Annotated in this window: 13 protein-coding genes; 4 read left to right on the forward strand and 9 right to left on the reverse strand. The window is 42.5% G+C overall.

Annotation, left to right across the window (positions count from 1 at the left end):
* Positions 1 to 4: 4 nt before the first annotated feature.
* Both J2X69_RS00595 and J2X69_RS00600 read right to left on the reverse strand, forming a co-directional pair.
* A complete protein-coding gene (locus J2X69_RS00595) occupies positions 5 to 2,041 on the reverse strand; it encodes a thioredoxin domain-containing protein (protein ID WP_310096787.1) in 2,037 nt (678 codons plus the stop codon).
* A gap of 180 nt (positions 2,042 to 2,221) precedes the next feature.
* Positions 2,222 to 3,196 (reverse strand): GSCFA domain-containing protein, encoded by a 975-nt coding sequence (locus tag J2X69_RS00600; RefSeq protein ID WP_310096789.1) that lies wholly within the window; start codon positions 3,194 to 3,196, stop codon positions 2,222 to 2,224.
* Between the two features lie 262 nt (positions 3,197 to 3,458).
* Between J2X69_RS00600 and J2X69_RS00605 the strand changes: the two genes are divergently transcribed.
* A complete protein-coding gene (locus J2X69_RS00605; protein WP_310096793.1) occupies positions 3,459 to 3,968 on the forward strand; it encodes a sigma-70 family RNA polymerase sigma factor in 510 nt (169 codons plus the stop codon).
* Positions 3,955 to 4,551 carry a hypothetical protein gene (locus tag J2X69_RS00610; RefSeq protein WP_310096796.1) on the forward strand — a complete coding sequence of 199 codons (597 nt, stop codon included), beginning with the start codon at positions 3,955 to 3,957 and terminating at the stop codon, positions 4,549 to 4,551. Before J2X69_RS00605 ends, J2X69_RS00610 begins: the two co-directional genes overlap by 14 nt.
* Positions 4,552 to 4,919: 368 nt before the next feature.
* Here the strand turns inward: J2X69_RS00610 and J2X69_RS00615 are convergent, their stop codons facing one another.
* Both J2X69_RS00615 and J2X69_RS00620 read right to left on the reverse strand, forming a co-directional pair.
* The gene (locus tag J2X69_RS00615; RefSeq protein WP_310096799.1) at positions 4,920 to 5,669 is read right to left on the reverse strand and encodes a DUF1835 domain-containing protein; all 750 of its coding nucleotides are present in this window, start codon (positions 5,667 to 5,669) and stop codon (positions 4,920 to 4,922) included.
* A gap of 1 nt (position 5,670) precedes the next feature.
* The gene (locus tag J2X69_RS00620; RefSeq protein ID WP_310096802.1) at positions 5,671 to 6,087 is read right to left on the reverse strand and encodes a DUF1801 domain-containing protein; all 417 of its coding nucleotides are present in this window, start codon (positions 6,085 to 6,087) and stop codon (positions 5,671 to 5,673) included.
* 197 nt (positions 6,088 to 6,284) lie between these two features.
* On the opposite strand from J2X69_RS00620, the gene J2X69_RS00625 reads away from it, so the two are divergent.
* Together J2X69_RS00625 and J2X69_RS00630 are read left to right on the forward strand one after the other, a co-directional pair.
* On the forward strand, positions 6,285 to 8,720 hold the full coding sequence (locus J2X69_RS00625) for a prolyl oligopeptidase family serine peptidase (protein ID WP_310096804.1): 2,436 nt from the start codon (positions 6,285 to 6,287) through the stop codon (positions 8,718 to 8,720).
* A 3-nt stretch (positions 8,721 to 8,723) separates the two neighbouring features.
* The gene (locus tag J2X69_RS00630; protein ID WP_310096806.1) at positions 8,724 to 8,888 is read left to right on the forward strand and encodes a hypothetical protein; all 165 of its coding nucleotides are present in this window, start codon (positions 8,724 to 8,726) and stop codon (positions 8,886 to 8,888) included.
* Between the two features lie 253 nt (positions 8,889 to 9,141).
* On the opposite strand, the gene J2X69_RS00635 is transcribed toward J2X69_RS00630, so the two are convergent.
* From J2X69_RS00635 to J2X69_RS00655, 5 genes are all read right to left on the reverse strand, one after another.
* Positions 9,142 to 9,528: a VOC family protein gene (locus tag J2X69_RS00635; protein WP_409014366.1), complete on the reverse strand. Its 387-nt coding sequence runs from the start codon at positions 9,526 to 9,528 to the stop codon at positions 9,142 to 9,144.
* Between the two features lie 12 nt (positions 9,529 to 9,540).
* Positions 9,541 to 11,628, reverse strand: a complete 2,088-nt coding sequence (locus J2X69_RS00640; protein WP_310096809.1) for a prolyl oligopeptidase family serine peptidase — start codon at positions 11,626 to 11,628, stop codon at positions 9,541 to 9,543.
* A 301-nt stretch (positions 11,629 to 11,929) separates the two neighbouring features.
* Positions 11,930 to 13,237, reverse strand: a complete 1,308-nt coding sequence (locus J2X69_RS00645; RefSeq protein ID WP_310096812.1) for a D-alanyl-D-alanine carboxypeptidase — start codon at positions 13,235 to 13,237, stop codon at positions 11,930 to 11,932.
* Between the two features lie 209 nt (positions 13,238 to 13,446).
* Positions 13,447 to 14,859, reverse strand: a complete 1,413-nt coding sequence (locus J2X69_RS00650) for a SusD/RagB family nutrient-binding outer membrane lipoprotein (RefSeq protein WP_310096816.1) — start codon at positions 14,857 to 14,859, stop codon at positions 13,447 to 13,449.
* A gap of 19 nt (positions 14,860 to 14,878) precedes the next feature.
* Positions 14,879 to 17,974, reverse strand: coding sequence for a SusC/RagA family TonB-linked outer membrane protein (locus J2X69_RS00655; protein WP_310096820.1), 3,096 nt, complete (start codon positions 17,972 to 17,974; stop codon positions 14,879 to 14,881).
* Positions 17,975 to 18,358: the final 384 nt, after the last annotated feature.

An 18,358-nucleotide genomic window follows, 5' to 3' on the forward strand; every position in this document is an offset into this window, starting at 1 on the left:
AGTCTTAGGCTAAATATGGGAGTTGAGAAATGGCTTCTTCATGTGCACTTACTGGTTTGCGGCAGGCATGGTCGAAGCAGACATAAATTAAGGCATTTCCGGTCGGATCGGGTGTCTTATCCGCAAGAATTGCGGCATTATCTGTCGGATTTTCTGAAAAGGCCAAGATCATATTGGGCGTGTAATTCTGCTGAAATTCTCTGGCTTTCATTGTTGCCCCTGCTCCGATTATTGCTATTTCCGCGGTTGGGACAAGTTTTTCTAGAAACAAGGAAGCCCAATTGCTTAGGAATCCGGGATCTCTTAGGATTAATTCTTTCATTCCTCCAAGCATTTTGGATGCTATTTCGGTGTATTTTTCCTCGTAAGTGAAAAGCGAAAGCCGATGAAGGTTTCTCGCCATCATAGAATTGGAAGCAGGAATCACATTGTCAAAAAGCTCCTTTTTATCTGCGATTAATTTTTCTGCATTTGGATTGTTGAAATAGAAAAATCCATCTGTATCATCATAAAACTCTGTAATGCAAAAATCAGTCAGGGGTCTTGCAAAATCCAACCATTGTGCATCTCCTGTGGCTTCAAAGGCCATTAACGATGCTTTGATCACAGCTGCGTAATCTTCCAAGAAGCCTGGTGTATAAGCCTGTCCATTTTTGTAAGCACGGTGGAGTACACCATCTACCAGTAATTTGTCCTGAAGAAATTTTAGGTTTTTGACCGCTAGATCAAGCATGTTTTCGTCGCCGGTAGCATAATACGCTTGAATCAATCCCGCACTCATGAGACCATTCCAGCCGCTTAGAATTTTATCGTCTTTTCCGGGGGAAATCCGTTGGTTTCTTACTTCCAGAAGCTGACTTTTTACCCCTCTTAATTTATGCTTCAACTCATCCTCACTCATCCCAAATTCTTCAGAGATTTCTTTTTCACTTGAAGTTTGAAATAAAATATTGACACCGTCTTCCCAGTTTCCATCCACCTTCAAATTGTAAAGCTTACTGAACCAAGGTAGTTCATCAGGAATTAACTCTATCAGTTCTTTATATGTCCACACATAGAATTTGCCTTCCACGCCTTCCGAATCAGCATCCTGTGCGGAATGAAATCCTCCCTCTCCGTTTAGCATTTCTGCTTCGAGCCAAGCAACTGTTTCCATTATTTTCTCTTTGAAAAATGGATCTCCGCTCACTTGAAAAGTTTTGGAATACAGCTCAAGCAGTTGCCCATTGTCATAAAGCATTTTTTCGAAATGTGGAGCAAACCATTCTCCATCCACTGAATAGCGTGCAAAACCGCCCCGCAACTGATCATAGATTCCTCCCATGCCAATTTTGCGAAGGGTAAAAAGAACGTCATCCAAGAGTTTTCGGTCCCTGCGAAGCAATCCATAATCCAACAAAAAACTCCAAATCGCGGGCATAGGGAACTTCGGTACCCGATTCATTCCGCCCCATTCCCGATCAAGCTGAGCGGTGATTTTGGCTGCTATTTCGGCAAGTTCATCCGGATCGAGTTCCTGATCACCCGCTGAAATCCCGTATTTCTCGGTTTCCTTTCTGTTCAGGCTGCTTCCAAATCCCTCCGCACTCTCAGCCAGTTGGTCTTCATGCTTCTCAAAAGCTTCGGCAATGTTTGACAAAAGTCCTTTCCATTGGTGATTTGGGAAATAGGTGCCTCCATAGAATGGCTTTTGATTTGGCATCAGAAAGACATTTAGAGGCCATCCACCTTGTAGTCCCATTGCTTGAACTGCGTCCATGTAAATGTTGTCAATATCAGGCCGTTCCTCCCGGTCGATTTTGATGCATACAAAATGAGCATTCATCAGCTCGGCAGTAGTTTCATCTTCGAAACTTTCCCGTTCCATCACATGGCACCAATGGCATGCCGAGTAACCAATTGAAACCAAAATAGGCTTATTTTCGCTTGTTGCCTTTTCCAGCGCTTCGGGTCCCCAGGGAAACCAGTCCACGGGGTTGTGGGCGTGTTGGAGAAGGTAGGGAGATTGACTTTCAGAAAGTTTATTGATGTATTTCGGCATTGTTTATGGGGAAAGTCTGTTTTGTCACCCTGAGCGGAGTCGAAGGGTTGTATGTTTAAAGGTTGGGAAATGGGAAAGTTTTAAGATTGAAGGTAGCTAGATTAGGAGATTTAACGAATTGTAAAATGAGTTTGACTCTACGTTTCAGCTCATAAATTGTATTTTGTACTTTGTAATAATCTACGCTTCCAGTTGGGTTTTAACTGCCGCTACTTCTTTTGAAAAATCAAATTCGGCATTCAATCGTTCCAGCTTGGACAGAAGACTCTGAAGAAATTTTCTGTGTCCCTCACTTTTGGGATTGAGTGGTCGATGGGCAAGCTCTTGATTGATCTTCAGAATCTGATCGGCTTTATATCTTGTTTCCTCAGTGAAATTTGAGCTTTTCCATTTCTCCCAGATGTAGTTTTCTGCTTCCACACTCGGGTGAATCAGGTCTTCCTTATAAAATCGATAGTCACGTAATTCATCTATAAGTATTTCATAAGCAGGAAAATAGGTTGTGTTTCCGAATTTATTATTTAATTCATGACAAAGCACACGGAGAATGCTTTTGCTGAGTTGGTTTTCGGAGATCCCGTCCTTGATATGACGAACCGGTGAGACGGTCAAAATGATTTTCAAATCGGGATAAGCTCTGGAAATATTCCCAAAAACATGACTTAGATGGGAGACCATTTCCTCCAGCTGTACAAGTTTTTTCTTAAACAGTTTTTGGGAAAGTTTGTGGCAATTTGCCACTCTGCCGAAGTCCTTGGTTTTGTAAATCCATGCTGTGCCTAAGGTCAGTATCAAATGCGTGCCCGTTTCTAGGTACTTTTTGGTTTCAGCAAGGTGAAAAGCGTAGTTATTTGTCAATTCCTCCGGAGAATTTCCGTTTAGGTCAGAATGCGCCCCCAGATAGAAATATGTTCCGTCCCGTTCTATCAATCCATTTTCCTCTATCTTATCCTGAAACATCGCATGATCCAGCAGATCACCCAAAATCATGGGATGAAAGATCGTCCCAAAGGGGTTTACTAAGCAGTCAAATTTGTGAGCTAACATCTTTTGCCCTATAGTCTGGGCAAAGCATGAACCCAAGCTTAGGATTTTGCTTTGATGGGAAATAGGGAAGGGGGATTCCGAAATTGTAAAAGGAGTGAACCACTGCATAACACGAAAATAAGGATTTGCGATGGAATTCGGTTTTTTTACCGCAGAGTTCGCAGAGTGCTACGCAGAGAGCTCAGAGGTTATTTTAGATTTTCGCGATAGCAGTTGTCCTGCTTCTCCAGAAGCTGGACTTTATTACTATTTTCGCCGCTGTTCGTGTCACGAACAGTTTTACATCTACTATTTTATTTTTGCTAAATATTTTTCAGCAATTCTGTGATTTTTTTCAGAGAAAGCAGACTAATGGAATAAATTAAATCAAATGAGTAAAGAGGAGGCATTCGTCAATCTTATCCACGCAAACCAGGGGTTGATCTTTAAGATCGCGACGATCTATGCGAAGGAGAAAGCCGAACAGGATGATTTGTATCAAGAGATTGTATACCAGACGTGGAAGTCTTTTGATCATTTCAAAAAAGCTTCTAAGCCCAGTACCTGGCTTTATAGAGTTGGGATGAATACGGCTATCACTCATTTGAATAAGTCAAAAAAGCAATTAAATACCCTTCCTTTTGACCAGGTGACTATTCAGTTTTCAGAGCTTCATGACGCAGAGAAAGAGGAGAAAATTCAAATGCTTTATGCACAGATCAGAAAGTTGAATCTGCTGGATCGGGGTATAGTATTTCTCTTTTTGGAAGAAAAAACCTACGAGGAAATCGCCGAGATATCCGGGATCTCAGTGAGCAATGTGGGAACAAGAATGTCTAGAATCAGGCAAAAACTTAAATCGGAAATGAATCCTAAACCAATGGAATATGGAACTAGATGAAATGAAAACCCTATGGGCTGATGTCAGTCTGCGCATGGAAAAACAGGATAAAATTCAAAAAGAGCTTCTTATAGATATTACACGGCAAAAATTTAGAAATAAATTAGATTATGTCAGAATTCCTGAGATCATCGGGGCACTCTTCTGTGTGGGCTATGCCATGTATGTTTTATCCCATTTTTCGGATTTTGAACTCTGGTATAATCAGCTATTTGCATTGATTAGTGTTTTCATCTTACTGGCACTTCCTGTAGCTAGCTTATCTGTGATAAAGGGTATGAGAACCCTGCGCATTGATTCAGAATCTCCGGCTGCTATTTTGGATAAGTTTACCAAGAATAAAATTAGATTTGAAAAGGTACAGCGTCATTCGATGATTTTTGGAGGAATATTGATGATTACGATTTTGCCGCCGTTGGCAGAACTGCGTGGTTCCGTAGCGAAGATTTCAAATCCCTTGTTTTGGATCATTTACATTCCTATTTGCTTAGGGCTAATGTTCTTTCTAAGCCGCTGGGTATTGAAAAAGTATAAAAGAGTAATTGATTCATCTGAGAAAATGCTAAAGGAATTAGAATATTAGAATAAAAAAAGAGACTGTCTCATAATCAACCTTTCTTGTCAGGCTGAGCAGCTTGCCTCGCCATGACGGGAAGTCGAAGTCTTTTATGTGCTAATTATACCTATTTCGGATTCCCGCTCTCCATGAGGCAGGCCTCAATGTGACAATTATGAGTTATGAGGAAGCCATCCGCTTTTCTACCAATAGGGATTCAAAAGCAACGTAGGTAATGGTTAAATCCGGACTATGCATTAGGATTCATAGCAGATTTTCTAATGAAAAATTCGGGTTGAACTAAAATTGAGGCCACTTCGGTCACCCGTCTTCGGTCTTCCGTCCAGTAAATCCATAAGATATTGCTACTGGCATCATTACGGAAAATCATATATTTATTTATCCAATTTTTCCCTTCCCAATTCTTCCCAAAGCCTCTTGACCTGTAAATCCCCATAACCATATATGGCATGCTTGATATGGAAAGCCCTGAAGATTTTCCCGAAATCATCTGTTCCAAGTTCGGCAGCGATTTCTTTTAAAGCAGCTTTTGGCTTGCCCGGATTATTGCCATTGGGAATTGATTCTTTCCAAGCTGCTACTGCAGGATAAAGAAAAGGAAGCTCCGGACTGACCTGCTTGGAAAGTGTAATTGCTTCTGAAATATCCTGTCTTTGGTATAGGTCCCACATATCATTTAAAATATGCCGTTCATTTGCTGTGAGTAATTTTGCATCTCTGTAGGCTTGCTCCAATTTCAGCACATTCATTCCCCCAAAACCTTCGATTAAATCTGTGGTGGGCGTGACCAAGTAAATGGGGCCTTTACGCTTATTGAGCAGATTCACTACAAACCATAAATTCACCTGACAAAACAAATCATGCTCAAACCAGAGATAGACCTTTGTTTCGGATGAGACAGTCATTATTTTCTCGAATTCCGAAACGACTTTGGTGAAATAGTTCTCCTGAGCTGCTTCAGGATAGTTATGTGAGAGATATTTTTCGCGAATTAGCCAGAGTTCTTCCACGGATTGAGCGTTCACAGGGCCGTCCACGAGCGCTTCCCGTACAATTGCAATTTCTCCGGGTATACTGGCCGGAAATGAAGATGCTAGCGAATCACCATTCAAAACATGTAGCATATTATTGGGTTTTTGTATGTACTAAATTTATGGAAGTGCGGATCATTTCCCTAAAGATTTTTTCATCAATATCTGCCAGCTTAGCAATGTAGATGCAACTTTTTGCCTTTTTATATTTTCCGAGTTTTATCAGAAAAGGCTCCAGATCCTTGTCTCCCAGCATGATATAAATTGATAGAGACTGCTTTCTCGGTGAGAAACCTACCGGAAACCACTCCATTTCTTTTCCCGAAGGATATTTATAACTGTATTTCCCGAACCCCACTATGCTTGGTCCCCACATGATTGGCTCTTCACCGGTTTCATCCCTGAACAATTGCAGTAGCCGAAGACCATCCTCCTTTCGGACAGGGTGAGCTATTGAATTGAGAAAGTCTTCCACTGAATCCCCGGTAGCTTTGGTTTTGAGTTCTGCCATAGTTGAGATTGTGTATGTTATGCGAAGATGGAAAACATGGAGGGATGATAAGAAATTCTGGTTTTGAGACTATTTCTATTGATTTGAAAGCATGTATTCCAAAACTTAAGATTCAAACTTACTTTTTGCCACTTATCTCATTCTACGTATCCTGACGGGTGGATTTTGGTAAATTGGCCTAACCAAAATATAACAAAATGAAATTAAAGGCTACAAAAATTTTTGCGTTAGCAATATCCCTCAGCATTTTCGGGTCGGAATTGCAGGCGCAAAGTACCTATCAAACACCTCCCCAATCCATAGCTGATCTGGTAAATGCGCCCAGTACTCCTTCGGTGAGATTTAGCAAAAATGGCGACTGGATGCTGATGATGGAAGGGGCAGACAATCCAAGTATTGAAGTGCTTTCCCAGCCGGAATTGAAAATCGCAGGAATGAGAATAAATCCTGCTACTTCGGGCCCCAGTCGCCAAATAGGGGTAGAAAACATTAAAATCAAGAAAACCCGTTCAGGCGAGGAAATTCAGATATCTGGCTTGCCGGCACAAGCACATTTGGGCGGTTTTAGATTTTCCCATGATGAGAAATTCATGACTTTTACTCAGACTGATTCCGATGGAATTAGTCTGTGGCTGGTGGATATGCAAACCTACTCTGCCAAAAAGCTGACTGATAAAATCATCAATGAGGTATATGGTAATTCGGTTCTTTGGACTCCCGACAATAAATTACTTGTAAAGGCAGTGAATCCAAGCAGGGGTGCTATTCCTACCAAACCATCTGCGCCTGCCGGTCCCATTATCCAGGAGACTACGGGAGATGCAGCTCCAAGCAGAACTTATCAGGATCTGCTGGAAAACCCATATGATGAGGCGCTTTTTGCCTATTTCATGGATTCACAGCTTATGCTAATGGATTTGGAAGGGAACAAAAAGCAGATCGGTGAACCGGGGATGATTAAATCTATAGATCTATCACCTGATGGAAATTATATTCTTGTGGATTTGATCCGGAAGCCATTCTCTTATCTAGTGCCGGCAAACAGGTTTCCATATGATGTGGAGATTTGGTCAAAAGACGGTGAAAAAGTAAAGACTCTGGCGGAAATTCCTTTGGATGAAAATAGACCGACTGGCTTTGATGCGACTGTGACGGGTCCTCGATATATCAGTTGGAGAGCGGATAAGCCGGCAGTACTTTATTGGGTAGAAGCCCAAGATGGGGGAGATGCACGGGTTGAAATGGAGGAGCGCGAGATAGTGTACACCTTAGCAGCACCTTTCTCAGAAACAAAGCAAAAATTAGCCAGTTCTTCCTATCGATTTGCAGGTATAGATTGGTCAGACGATTCATTTGCCATCATGAGTGAGCGCTGGTCAAAAAGCAGAAAAGATGTCAGATCAATCATTAATCCTTCTGATCCCTCACAAGCGAAGCAGGTCATTATCGATAGATCATCGGATGATTTGTACAATGATCCGGGAGATCCTGTAATGGTGGAAAATGAATATGGAGAGCGTGTGTTGCTTCGAAAAGGCAATTTGGTGTATATGACAAGTCCCGGCGGATCTCCTGAAGGGGATATGCCATATCTTTCTACATTCAACACAAAGACAAAGGAAGAGGATATTCTGTGGAGATCCCAGGCACCTTATTATGAGCGCGTGGCCAAAGTGCTGAATGACGACGCTTCTGAGTTTGTGACAGTCAAAGAGAGTACTGATATCCAGCCCAACTATTGGTTGGTAAATACCAAAAAGAGGATTGCGCCCCTGCAACTTACCAATTTTGACAATCCTTATGAATCAATCAAAAATATTAAAAAACAATTAGTCACCTATGAAAGAAATGACGGACTGAATCTTTCGGCTGTGATATATACTCCTGAAGGTTTTGAGCCGGGTAAAGATGCGCCATTGCCGGTACTCATGTGGGCTTATCCCAGAGAGTACAAATCCAAAGAAGTGGCAGCCCAGGTGAGGGGATCTCAATATGCATTCACCAGGGTAAGTTATGGATCGCCTTTATTCTGGGTGACCAGAGGCTATGCCGTGATGGATAGAACCGAAATGCCGATCGTGGGCGAGGGTGACAATGAGCCGAATGATTTCTTTATCGATCAGCTAGTGGCCAATGCAGAGGCTGCAATAGATGAAATAGTGGATTTGGGAATAGGTGACCGCAATAGGATTGCTGTGGGCGGACATTCTTATGGTGCGTTTATGACCGCCAATTTACTTTCCCATACCGATTTGTTTGCTGCGGGAATAGCAAGAAGTGGTGCGTATAACAGGACATTGACACCTTTTGGATTTCAATATGAACAAAGAACCTATTGGGAAGCTCCGGAGGTTTATTTCAATATGTCTCCGTTCTCGTTTGCCCATAAGGTGAAAACCCCGATTTTGTTGATTCACGGACAGGCAGACAATAATTCCGGTACTTTTCCTGTTCAGTCTGAGCGCTATTACAACGCACTGAAAGGTCATGGGGCTACAACTAGGTTGGTTTTCTTACCAAATGAAAGCCATGGCTATTCGGCCAAAGAGTCTATTAATCATATGCTTTGGGAAATGGATACCTGGCTTGAGAAGTATGTGAAGAACAGTAATGTGCTTGAAAGTGCTAAGTAGGGCTTGCTGAAAAAGTCTCAGGCATGCCAGCTTCAAGGCGGCCGAGTGAAGATGTATGCTTATACCTCGAATGAGGCCAACGTAGAAGATGGTATGGCTGAGGCTAGCTTCAAAATCCCGATTTTGGGATTTTCTGATGCATGGATAAAGACCTATTGTCGTCAATAAGCTTGCATTTGCTGAAAAACTGTTCTCATCAAAAATGGGTTTATCATCCAATATGATAGCTTTTGATCTATTACTCGCGTTTTTCAGCATGCCCTAAGTAATTGTCCTATAAAAGATTACAGTAAGAATCAGGCCGTCTCAAATGAAGGGACGGCCTGATTTGTTAGTCAGATTTATCAGCTAAAACACATGATAACAGATTTCTAAAATTCACAAAAAGATCTCTTGGCGGTTTGAAGCTTAAATTTTACTTCTAAACCTCATAAAACTCAATCGGCAATCCATCAGGATCCGCTATGAAGGTGAAGCGCTTCCCTGTAAATTCATCTACTCTGATCGGCTCAGTAGAGATATTGTGCCCTGCTAAATGGGATATACATTTCTCCAGGTTATTCACGGCAAACGCCAAGTGTCTCAATCCGGCTGCTTCCGGTCTTGATATCCTTTCAGGAGGGGAAGGGAAAGAGAACAGCTCCACAACATACTGCCCATTTAGACTTAGGTCAAGTTTGTAAGAATCCCTTTCAGCACGATAAATTTCCTGTTTGATTTCTAGACCAAGTACTTCAGTATAGAATTTTTTAGAATGCGCATAGTCTTTACAAATGATGGCTATATGATGTATTCCCAGTAATTGCATCAGGTAAGTGGTTTAGTCCAATAAGTGTTTTTTGAGAAAATCAGCAGTAGCCTGATCCACTTTGATCATATTGGACCATTTCATCCAATGATGTGTGTCGCCCGGAATTAGAATAGCTTCATAGGGTTTTCCCAGCTCCTCAAATCTTCTGATCAAATCGGCAGTTTGACTGACGGCTACGTTTCTGTCGTCGTCCGAATGTATAAAGAGTACAGGTGAGGTCCAGGTTTCCAAATCTGCCATCGGGGAAGATTCCCATGCTATTTTTTTAGCTTTTTCCAGATCCGGAGCTACCTCATAGGTTTCAGGCAATTCATATCGCCCATCCAAATCGTGGACACCGTGAATATCCACACCTACTTTGAATAAATCAGAATCCCTTGCCAGTGCCAATGCAGTCAGGTATCCTCCATAACTGCCTCCATAAATTCCGATTTTGTCTTTATTGACCTGCGGCAATGCAGCAAGAAATTCTCCGCCTGATTTGATGTCCTGGTATTCGGAGGCACCCTGATAGTAGCCATTGGTAGGACGGTGGAACTCATAGCCGTAGCCGATTCCCAGTCGATAATTCACAGAAAGCACGACGAACCCAAGTTCAGCCAAGTATTGGTTGATGGCATAGGTATTGGAATAGTAATCCATATAGCTCCAGCCCAAAAGCATTTGCCGCTGTGGGCCGCCATGAGCGAAAATCACTCCCGGCTTTTTGTTTGCCCCCCCTTCTTTTTCGAACAGCTGCCCGTAAACGGTCGTGCCATCAGGAGCAGTGAATTTCACTTGCTTAGGAACCACAAGCGATGCTTCAGGGAAATCCTGGGGAACAATAGATTCCTGCAGCAACTTGGTGGAGGTACCGTCATTTAATGCAATCAAATGAGCACGTTTTTCAGTAGCGCTGAAATAGGCTTTTTTGCCTTCTTTTCCTATCCAGACCGGGTAAGCTTCTATTCCGGTTCCACTCGTCTCCCAACTAAGTTGCTTGCTCGAAAGATCAATGGAACCAATGTGTCTTCGATCTAAATCTTCGGGTTCTGGACCTGTGTTTCCGGAGAAAATAAGGGCAGATTTGTCCGCATTAAGCTTAATCTGTTCTACCATATAATCGCCTGGAGTGAGTAGCGTGGTTTTGCCTGAATTTACCTCCAATGAATACAAGTGCTGCCAGCCATCTTCATAAGATTGGAAGACTAGGTTGCCATCTGCGCCGAACGAGAAAAATGGATAGGGATAAGAACCTCTAAGTGTCTCCGGAGCCTTCCAAAGTTTCTTGGCGTCTCCGGAATCCACCGTGGCAATCCGGATTTCCCAAGGAGTGTGTCTGGGCTTCAGTAGATCTGACGCAGCACCTTTTCCGCCCTGAAGTCTGATGAATGCCAGTTGATTGCCATCAGGCGACCATTGGGGTAAAATGTCCCGGTGAAAAGAAGGTGAAATCCAATGAATAGGAGTAGAGTCATTCTCATAGATTCCTACCAAAGAATGGGATCCCCTGTTGGACACAAATGCCAGCTTGCTTCCATCGGGGGAATATTGGGCATAACTGACATTTCCCTTAACCTCAAATAGCTGTAGAGGCTTAGCGGAGCCTTCTAGATTCACTGTCCATAACTGTCCTGATTTCAGATAGGAGAGTTTATTGGGAAATCCTACCACCGGATCATCTGCCTCTGTGATGGCTTCTACTTTTCGCGAGGCGAGTTGGATTTTCCAGAGTTCAACTTTTGGGAACTCAGGCAGATTCTGTGCATTCACAGTGGAAGATGCACTGCCTCCTCCATGATCACCTCCGCGAACAAAAATCAGCCATTCCCCATCGGGAGTGAATAACAGGCCGCTTATTTCCTGTCCATCGTCTTCTGTGAAGTCAGTCAGTTTTTCAGGTTCAAAATTTGGGCCTTCGGCGAAATACACATTTCTCTTTCCCTGTTCATTCATTGCCCAGGCTATTTTCTCTCCGCTAGGCGAGGAGGTTAATTCTGAGGGGAAGCTGAATTTTCCTACCTGCTCCATGGTGAATGTTTGAGAGTGGATATTGTGGGGTAGAAAGTAGACAGTGAAAAGTAAGAGGTAAACAGGGAGTTTGGTAAAAAATCTCATAGTTGTATAAATTAGAAGTTGATAGTTAAATTATAGGAGGCTTATGGTTTTTAGCTCACTGATATTTTATTATATGTATATCCGCAATGATGCCAGTAGCCTCATTTTCTTTGGTATAACGGCAGGAAGACCGATGACAGAAGACCGAAGTGGCCTCGACGCTAGTGTTTTCCAAATCCTATAATGCTTTAGTCTCTTTACTGGCAGAAAAGCGGATATACATATTTTATTATTTTTAAGCCCAATTTTCCAATAGTTCAATTCGCCACGGCGGACAAGTATTTTAAATCTTCCAATTCCGTTAATACTTGTCGTGTATGTAATAAAGTACTTTGGTCAATTCATTTTTCAATTCTGTCGCTGATATGACATAATTGTTCATCAGGCAGGAAAAGTGGAGGATTTTACCACTTTTGGTAAGCAGATAACCGCTGAGCGCATTGCTCATGGAGAGCGTTCCAGTTTTGGCATAAATATAAGGCGGTTGCCCTTCGTCAGCAGGATACCAATTTCGAATAGTTCCCGATTCTCCTCCTGCCGGGAAATAGGCTTTGATCTTTTCCAAAGGGATTTCCCCTCTTATTTTGCCGAGTAAAGCAATGATGGTTCTGGGTGTAAACATGTTTTTGGACGAAAGTCCGGAACCGTCTACCCAAATAGGTTCGTCGGGTAAGTCTGAAAACAGGTTTTCTTTGGCATAAGCAATGGCATCTGTGGAGTTGAGTTTATTGTCCAACTGATCGGAAACCAATAACAGAAGCTGCTCAGCAAGGAAATTATCCGAGATTTTCATCATCTGGGAATAGATGCTGTCTGCAGACGCAGTAAGTAGTTTTTTAGGCTCTTCAGAGAAATACTTTGAGATCTTTATCACGTTTATTTCTTTGCCGGTTTCCTCTGAAAGGAGTTGGGCTGTGAAATCCGTAGAGGTGATAAAGGGTATATCCGTTTCAAAGCTTTTGTCCAATGCTTCGGAGGTCAAAAAATAAGTAAACTTGTTTTCTTTATAATCCCTTCGAAAGCTTGAGGAGACATTGCCTATAGGTTCGGCAAGTTCCATGGAAGTACCGAAGCGGGTAGGATAGATGGAGAAAGTAGAATCTCCTTTGCTTTTTGCAAAGCGTACGATGTCTCCATATATCGGCATTGAAGATCTTTCTGCAGCATAATAGGCATTGTACCAGTCCCAAGACCAGCCGGAACCAAAAGCACTTACCTGATCAAAATTATCCAGCAAATACAGTTTTTTGTCCTGACTTTTCAAAAAGTCTACAGCTCTGCGGTTCTTTAAATCCGGATGCAAAAGACTTGGGTCACCTGTTCCCCAGAAAATAAGGGAATCTTCTTTTTCCAGGTAGTTCAGACCGTTCACCAGACTATCTCCCAAAATGGTATAGGAAGTGTAGAATGTAAATAGCTTCGTGTTGGACGCCGGGATAAAATACTTGTCTGAATTGATATCCACCAGAACTTTGTCTTTGCCCGGATCCACCAGCATAAATCCCAGATGTCCCTGGTCAAAGACATCGGAATTGGTGAGGGATTTATTGATACGATGGACGGTACAGGAATTAAGGATAATTAATACCGCAAGTAAAAGTATTCTCATATAAAACTACAGGTTTTTCAAATTAAGCAAAAAAGAGACTGTCTCATAATCAAGTTTTCTTGTCAGTCTGAGCAGCCAGTCTGCCGAAGGTATGAAAGTCGAAGCCTTTTATGTGCTAAGCTCATTTCGACTTCCTGCCCTCCGGGAGGCGGACGCTCAATGTGACAATTACAAGTTATGAGACAGCCACTATGTAAGTGGTTGGCCGATTATTTATCCCACCAGATTCTATCCAGCAAGGTTACACTCGGTACATTTGCTCCATTTCTACTTATCTCGCTATCGGGATAGGCCAGCCTTCGGATAAATTCCCCGTTAAGATTTGGATTTAAATTCGCAGGCAATGTCATGTCCTTGTAGCCGTAGTCAAATCTTCTGGCATCATTCCAGGTTTCAGGATGCAGGAATAGCGCTACATATTTTTCTTTGAAAATATCATCTATAGTAAGTGCATTCGCCCCCATGCTTACGCTTGGATGGGATAAATATGCCGCCTTGTCCGCAGACCCGACTTCCAGCATATCCATGTGAGCCTCGATACCCGCCAGATAAGCTGCATAAGCCCGGGATTTGTCTGTGTCGAATGCTGCTTCTGCTTCAATGAATTTTAATTCAGCATAAGTCGCAATCAGTAAAGGAGAGAGCTCAGCTGTATAATATTGCCCTTCTACCAGCGTAGATCTTGCACCACGCTCAGGTGCATTGCCCCGACCTGCTCCGTTCACTGTGCCTACGAATTCACCGTTGGCTGTGGCTCCTACCATCAGCGGCAGTCTCGGATCCACTGTAGGGTAGGAAGTGCCATCCAAAGCTTCAATGAATTGCTCCGAGATCCAACCGGTGAGCAGCAGGTTTGCGTTGTTGATTGCCTCTTGCGCCCATGGATTAAACCGCTGTTCGAAGAAAATTACCTGGGCATTATCGTCATTCGAGGTAAATCCATTGTCAACCGCTGCTAAAACTTCCGTTGTATTATACCCATCACTGCCTTTCATATGAATCATATAGCGGGCTTTTAGGGCATAAGCAAACTTTAACCACGAATCTATGTCTCCGCCATAGATGAAGTCATCATCGCCGATTACAGCAGTAGTTTCTGCTTGTAAATGTGATATTCCCTCATCCAGAAGGCTCATTATATTACCATAAAGTGCTTGATCACTGTCATAAACAGGGGTGAGAGTACTGAATGTGAACCCTTCTGAATAGGGTACATCACCAAATAAATCCACAGTCATCCCCAGATTCAAGGCTAAAAGTATTTGACCGGCTCCCAGATACTGCAGCGCTCCCTCTTCTTCTGCTTTTTCGTTCATCTTATATAAGTCAGTCATTACGTTGTAAAGGTTGGACCATAAGGTGCTGAAATTAAGCGGGTCCATTATGTCGGATCCACTTGCGGGATTTGGTGAAGCCAGGTATTGAACATAATAGCTGACGGCAGTTCCTTCACGATACACGTTGAGACTTGTCTCATAAGTGCTATTTGTCATCAAGCCGGCAATAGGAGCCTCCTCAGGATAGTTTGGGTTTTCATTCACATCCAGATAGGATTCGCAGGCAGATGCCGTAAGAACCAGAGATGCTCCCAAAAATGCTTTTATTTTATTTTTAACTTTCATCTTTCTAGTCTTTTAGAGGTTAGAATCCCAGGTTTAACGTCACGAAATAGCTTTGTACACCGGGGAAACCTAATCCGGTGAAGCCAATAGCATTTCCACCTGCACCCGCTGAGAAGGATTCAGGATCAAATCCATCCCAAGGAGTGGAGAGGATAATGTTGTTTGCAGCCAATGCGATTCGTGCAGTCCTAAATGGAGTTTTTTCAATAACCTGAGGCTGCAGATTGTAAGCCAACGTGATATTCCTAAGCTTAATAAAGCTGGCATCATTTACGTAGTTTTCTGATACAGTCCTGTAGTGATTTCTCCAATAGCCTGCTCCGTAATCCACTCCGTCAGGGCCTATTCCTTGTCCAAGCCAAACTTCTTTGGTGTTTTGAGAACCGTCAGCAACTACACCCGGAAATACCACAACATCATTTCTTCTTTCCGAATCCTTATGCTTTCCAAACGCTGATAGGAAATTACCGAACTGATTATATTGCTGTAAACCGGATCTAAAGTCTATTAGGAAAGAGAATTCCAGTCCCTTATAAGTGAATTGGTTTTTCAGTCCACCAAATAGTTTTGGAACGGCATTTCCCAAGATAATTTGATTGCCTGTTCTAGCAGGAAAGCCATTTGCTCCTATTAGTTGTGGCAAGTTCCTGTCCAGTGAAGTTGCACCCTCCGCTAGATCAGGACGTACATAATGACTTCCAAATATGTTTCCATAAGCTTCACCTTCTCTTAAAATCATTGTCACCGTGGAGCCTGTATAGCCAAATTGAGATCCAACTACGATTTGATCAATGCCTTCCCGGATTGATTTGATTTCATTTTTGTTTGTAGTCAAGTTTGCCGTTACATCCCAGCGGAAATTTCCTTTGTCAATTGGAGTTCCTCCGAGTACAATCTCAAATCCTTTATTTTCGATCTCACCCGCATTGGTGATATAGGATGAGAATCCCGTTGCATTGGAAATTGGCACAGGAATGATTTGGTCTTTTGAATTAGACTTGTAGTAGGTGACATCCAGATTCAATTTATTATTAAAGAAGGCTAGTTGAGTCCCGAATTCTATGGAAGTAGTTAGCTCGGGTTTTAGATTTAGATCACCGTATACGGAATTTCTGGAAAAGCCGACTTGTCCATCTAGAGGAAAAATATCAGGAGCATAGAAGGTTTCTCCCAAGATGTGGGGATCCGTGTCTTTGCCTACCTGAGCCCATGATGCTCTTAGCTTCCCGAAGGTAAGCCAATTTGGCATATCAAAATTCTCGCTGAACGCATAGCTTAAATTAACTGAGGGATAAAAGAAAGAATTGTTCTTCTTTGGCAGAGTGGATGAGATATCATTTCTACTTGTAATGTTTAAGAACAAGAAGTTCTTGTAGTCAACCATCAAGTCTCCATAGAAGCCGACTAGCCTTCTGATTCTTTTATCCTGATCGTTAAAAACCTGTGAGGTGTAATTTAGGTGGTAAAAGTCAGGAATAACAAAATCTCTTCCAGTAGCTGTTACTCTATTGCTCTCTCTTTGAAAAATATCATTTCCCAACCTTAACTGCGTGCTCCAGTTATCATCCCATTGTTTATTCAAGGTAATATAGAAGTTGGAATTCAGATCCCTGCTTGTGATTCTCGTTTCCTCAATGAAGCCAAATGGATCAAGTGCCTGTTCTCCTATAATTCCCTTTGGGCCAGGGATGATCTCAGTACGACTGTCACTATAGAAGTCGGTTCCCAATCGATAGGAGAACATCAGCCAATCTGTAGGACTATAGTTGAAATTAATATTGCCGATTATCCTGTTCACATCATCCTCAAAGGTTGCAAACCGGGCATCATAGATTGGATTGGTGTTTCCCCCGGTTGTTTTCATTGTTCCGTCTTCATTGATGTAGTCAGTGACATCGGTTGTCTCGGACCAATAGACCATCCGCTCAAGAAATCTATCGTGGGGAACCCGATTGCCTCCTGAATTGCTAAAGTTGATGGATCCGGAGAAGTTGAATTTCTCACTAGCCGTTACCGTCCCGGAAAATTTTGCAGTAGTTCTTTCCCAGTTGGAAAATGGGATGATGCCCTCTTGATCAAGCCTTCCGAAAGATCCGTAAAATGTTGCTTTATCATTTCCACCGGAGATACTGAGACTGTTTTCAAATGTTTTTCCGGTATTGAACGCATTATTCCAGTTGTCTTGAAATACATAAGTGGGGTCATTTTCTTGTGCAATATTTGCTCCCCACGATGGCCAGAAGCTATCATCATCCCGCTCTCCGCTGAATCCCTGACCATACTTGTCTTGTAATGCAGGCATTTTGACAAGTTTGTCTATGCCATAGGAGCTGGTGAAATTTACTTGAACTTGGCCTGATTTACCTTTTTTAGTAGTGATGATTACAGCACCGTTTGCAGCACGAACTCCGTATAGAGCGGTGGCAGCAGCACCTTTCAGCACAGACATTGTTTCGATATCATTTGGATTGATATCTGCAATTCGATTGGTCATTCCCCGGGGAGTACGGTTATCCGCGGCTTCTATAGTGGAATTATCAACAGGTACCCCATCCACCACGAATAATGGCTGATTGTCTGCTCGTGGATTCAGTGAATTAACCCCGCGTATAATAATTCTGGCAGATTGCCCGGGAGCCCCTCCGGAATTGGTCACCTGCACACCTGCTACCTGCCCCTGAAGAGCATTGACAATATTCGGTTGCCGTGTCGACGTAATGGCTTCTGAATCGATGCTTTGGGCGGCGTACCCAAGGGATTTTTTTTCCTGGGAAATGCCAAATGCAGTCACAATGAATTCGTCGAGATCCGCTGCGGAGGGCGCCAACGTTACATCAAGGGTAGTTAAAGAACCTACAGGGAGGCTTTTTGGGGCGAAACCTATAAATGAGAATACCAACACAGAGCCAGTACCCGGAACATCAATACTATAATAGCCATCTATGTCAGTAACTGTTCCTGTATTACTGCCCTTGATCACAATACTGGCCCCCGGAAGTGGCTCCCCGTCTTCCTGGGCTGTTACTCTTCCCTTTAAGGTTTGCTGGGCATAGAGCGGAATGCTCCCCAGAAAACCCAGGAGAAAAAGCAAGGTCATTGCGTAGTTTTTCTTCATCTGCTTATTGTTTATGGTTGATAAATTGGTTTGTTGTTTGAATTAATATCTGGCAAATTCCTGCATCGTTCTAAAGTGTATCAGATGATAGACCGTTAAAAGCGGTATAACATGCCTGCCTCACACTATAGCCCTTATGTTTTTTAGAGACATTTGGTTGGAATTTATGCTAGATAAATTGACCTGAAACCTTACAAAAATCAGTAATTCACTAAAATTTGCTTAATTTTTCTATCAATACCCATAAATTAAGAATAATGTGGTGGTTATTTCAATTTTTACTCCTTGATTTTTAACGAAGTGTCAATATTTATCCTACGATCAAATAATATTTGCATTTGCTTGTTTTTGCCGTATTATATTTTGGATACATGCATTACATAG

It is taken from the genome of Algoriphagus sp. 4150 (assembly GCF_031457395.1).
In the GTDB taxonomy this organism is placed as follows: domain Bacteria; phylum Bacteroidota; class Bacteroidia; order Cytophagales; family Cyclobacteriaceae; genus Algoriphagus.

Excerpts from the sequence above, each read along its gene's own strand:
- J2X69_RS00595 (WP_310096787.1), bottom strand. The coding sequence starts at position 2,041 with ATGCCGAAATACATCAATAAACTTTCTGAAAGTCAATCTCCCTACCTT.
- J2X69_RS00600 (WP_310096789.1), bottom strand. The coding sequence starts at position 3,196 with ATGCAGTGGTTCACTCCTTTTACAATTTCGGAATCCCCCTTCCCTATT.
- J2X69_RS00605 (WP_310096793.1), top strand. The coding sequence starts at position 3,459 with ATGAGTAAAGAGGAGGCATTCGTCAATCTTATCCACGCAAACCAGGGG.
- J2X69_RS00610 (WP_310096796.1), top strand. The coding sequence starts at position 3,955 with ATGGAACTAGATGAAATGAAAACCCTATGGGCTGATGTCAGTCTGCGC.
- J2X69_RS00615 (WP_310096799.1), bottom strand. The coding sequence starts at position 5,669 with ATGCTACATGTTTTGAATGGTGATTCGCTAGCATCTTCATTTCCGGCC.
- J2X69_RS00620 (WP_310096802.1), bottom strand. The coding sequence starts at position 6,087 with ATGGCAGAACTCAAAACCAAAGCTACCGGGGATTCAGTGGAAGACTTT.
- J2X69_RS00625 (WP_310096804.1), top strand. The coding sequence starts at position 6,285 with ATGAAATTAAAGGCTACAAAAATTTTTGCGTTAGCAATATCCCTCAGC.
- J2X69_RS00635 (WP_409014366.1), bottom strand. The coding sequence starts at position 9,528 with ATGCAATTACTGGGAATACATCATATAGCCATCATTTGTAAAGACTAT.
- J2X69_RS00640 (WP_310096809.1), bottom strand. The coding sequence starts at position 11,628 with ATGAGATTTTTTACCAAACTCCCTGTTTACCTCTTACTTTTCACTGTC.
- J2X69_RS00645 (WP_310096812.1), bottom strand. The coding sequence starts at position 13,237 with ATGAGAATACTTTTACTTGCGGTATTAATTATCCTTAATTCCTGTACC.
- J2X69_RS00650 (WP_310096816.1), bottom strand. The coding sequence starts at position 14,859 with ATGAAAGTTAAAAATAAAATAAAAGCATTTTTGGGAGCATCTCTGGTT.
- J2X69_RS00655 (WP_310096820.1), bottom strand. The coding sequence starts at position 17,974 with ATGAAGAAAAACTACGCAATGACCTTGCTTTTTCTCCTGGGTTTTCTG.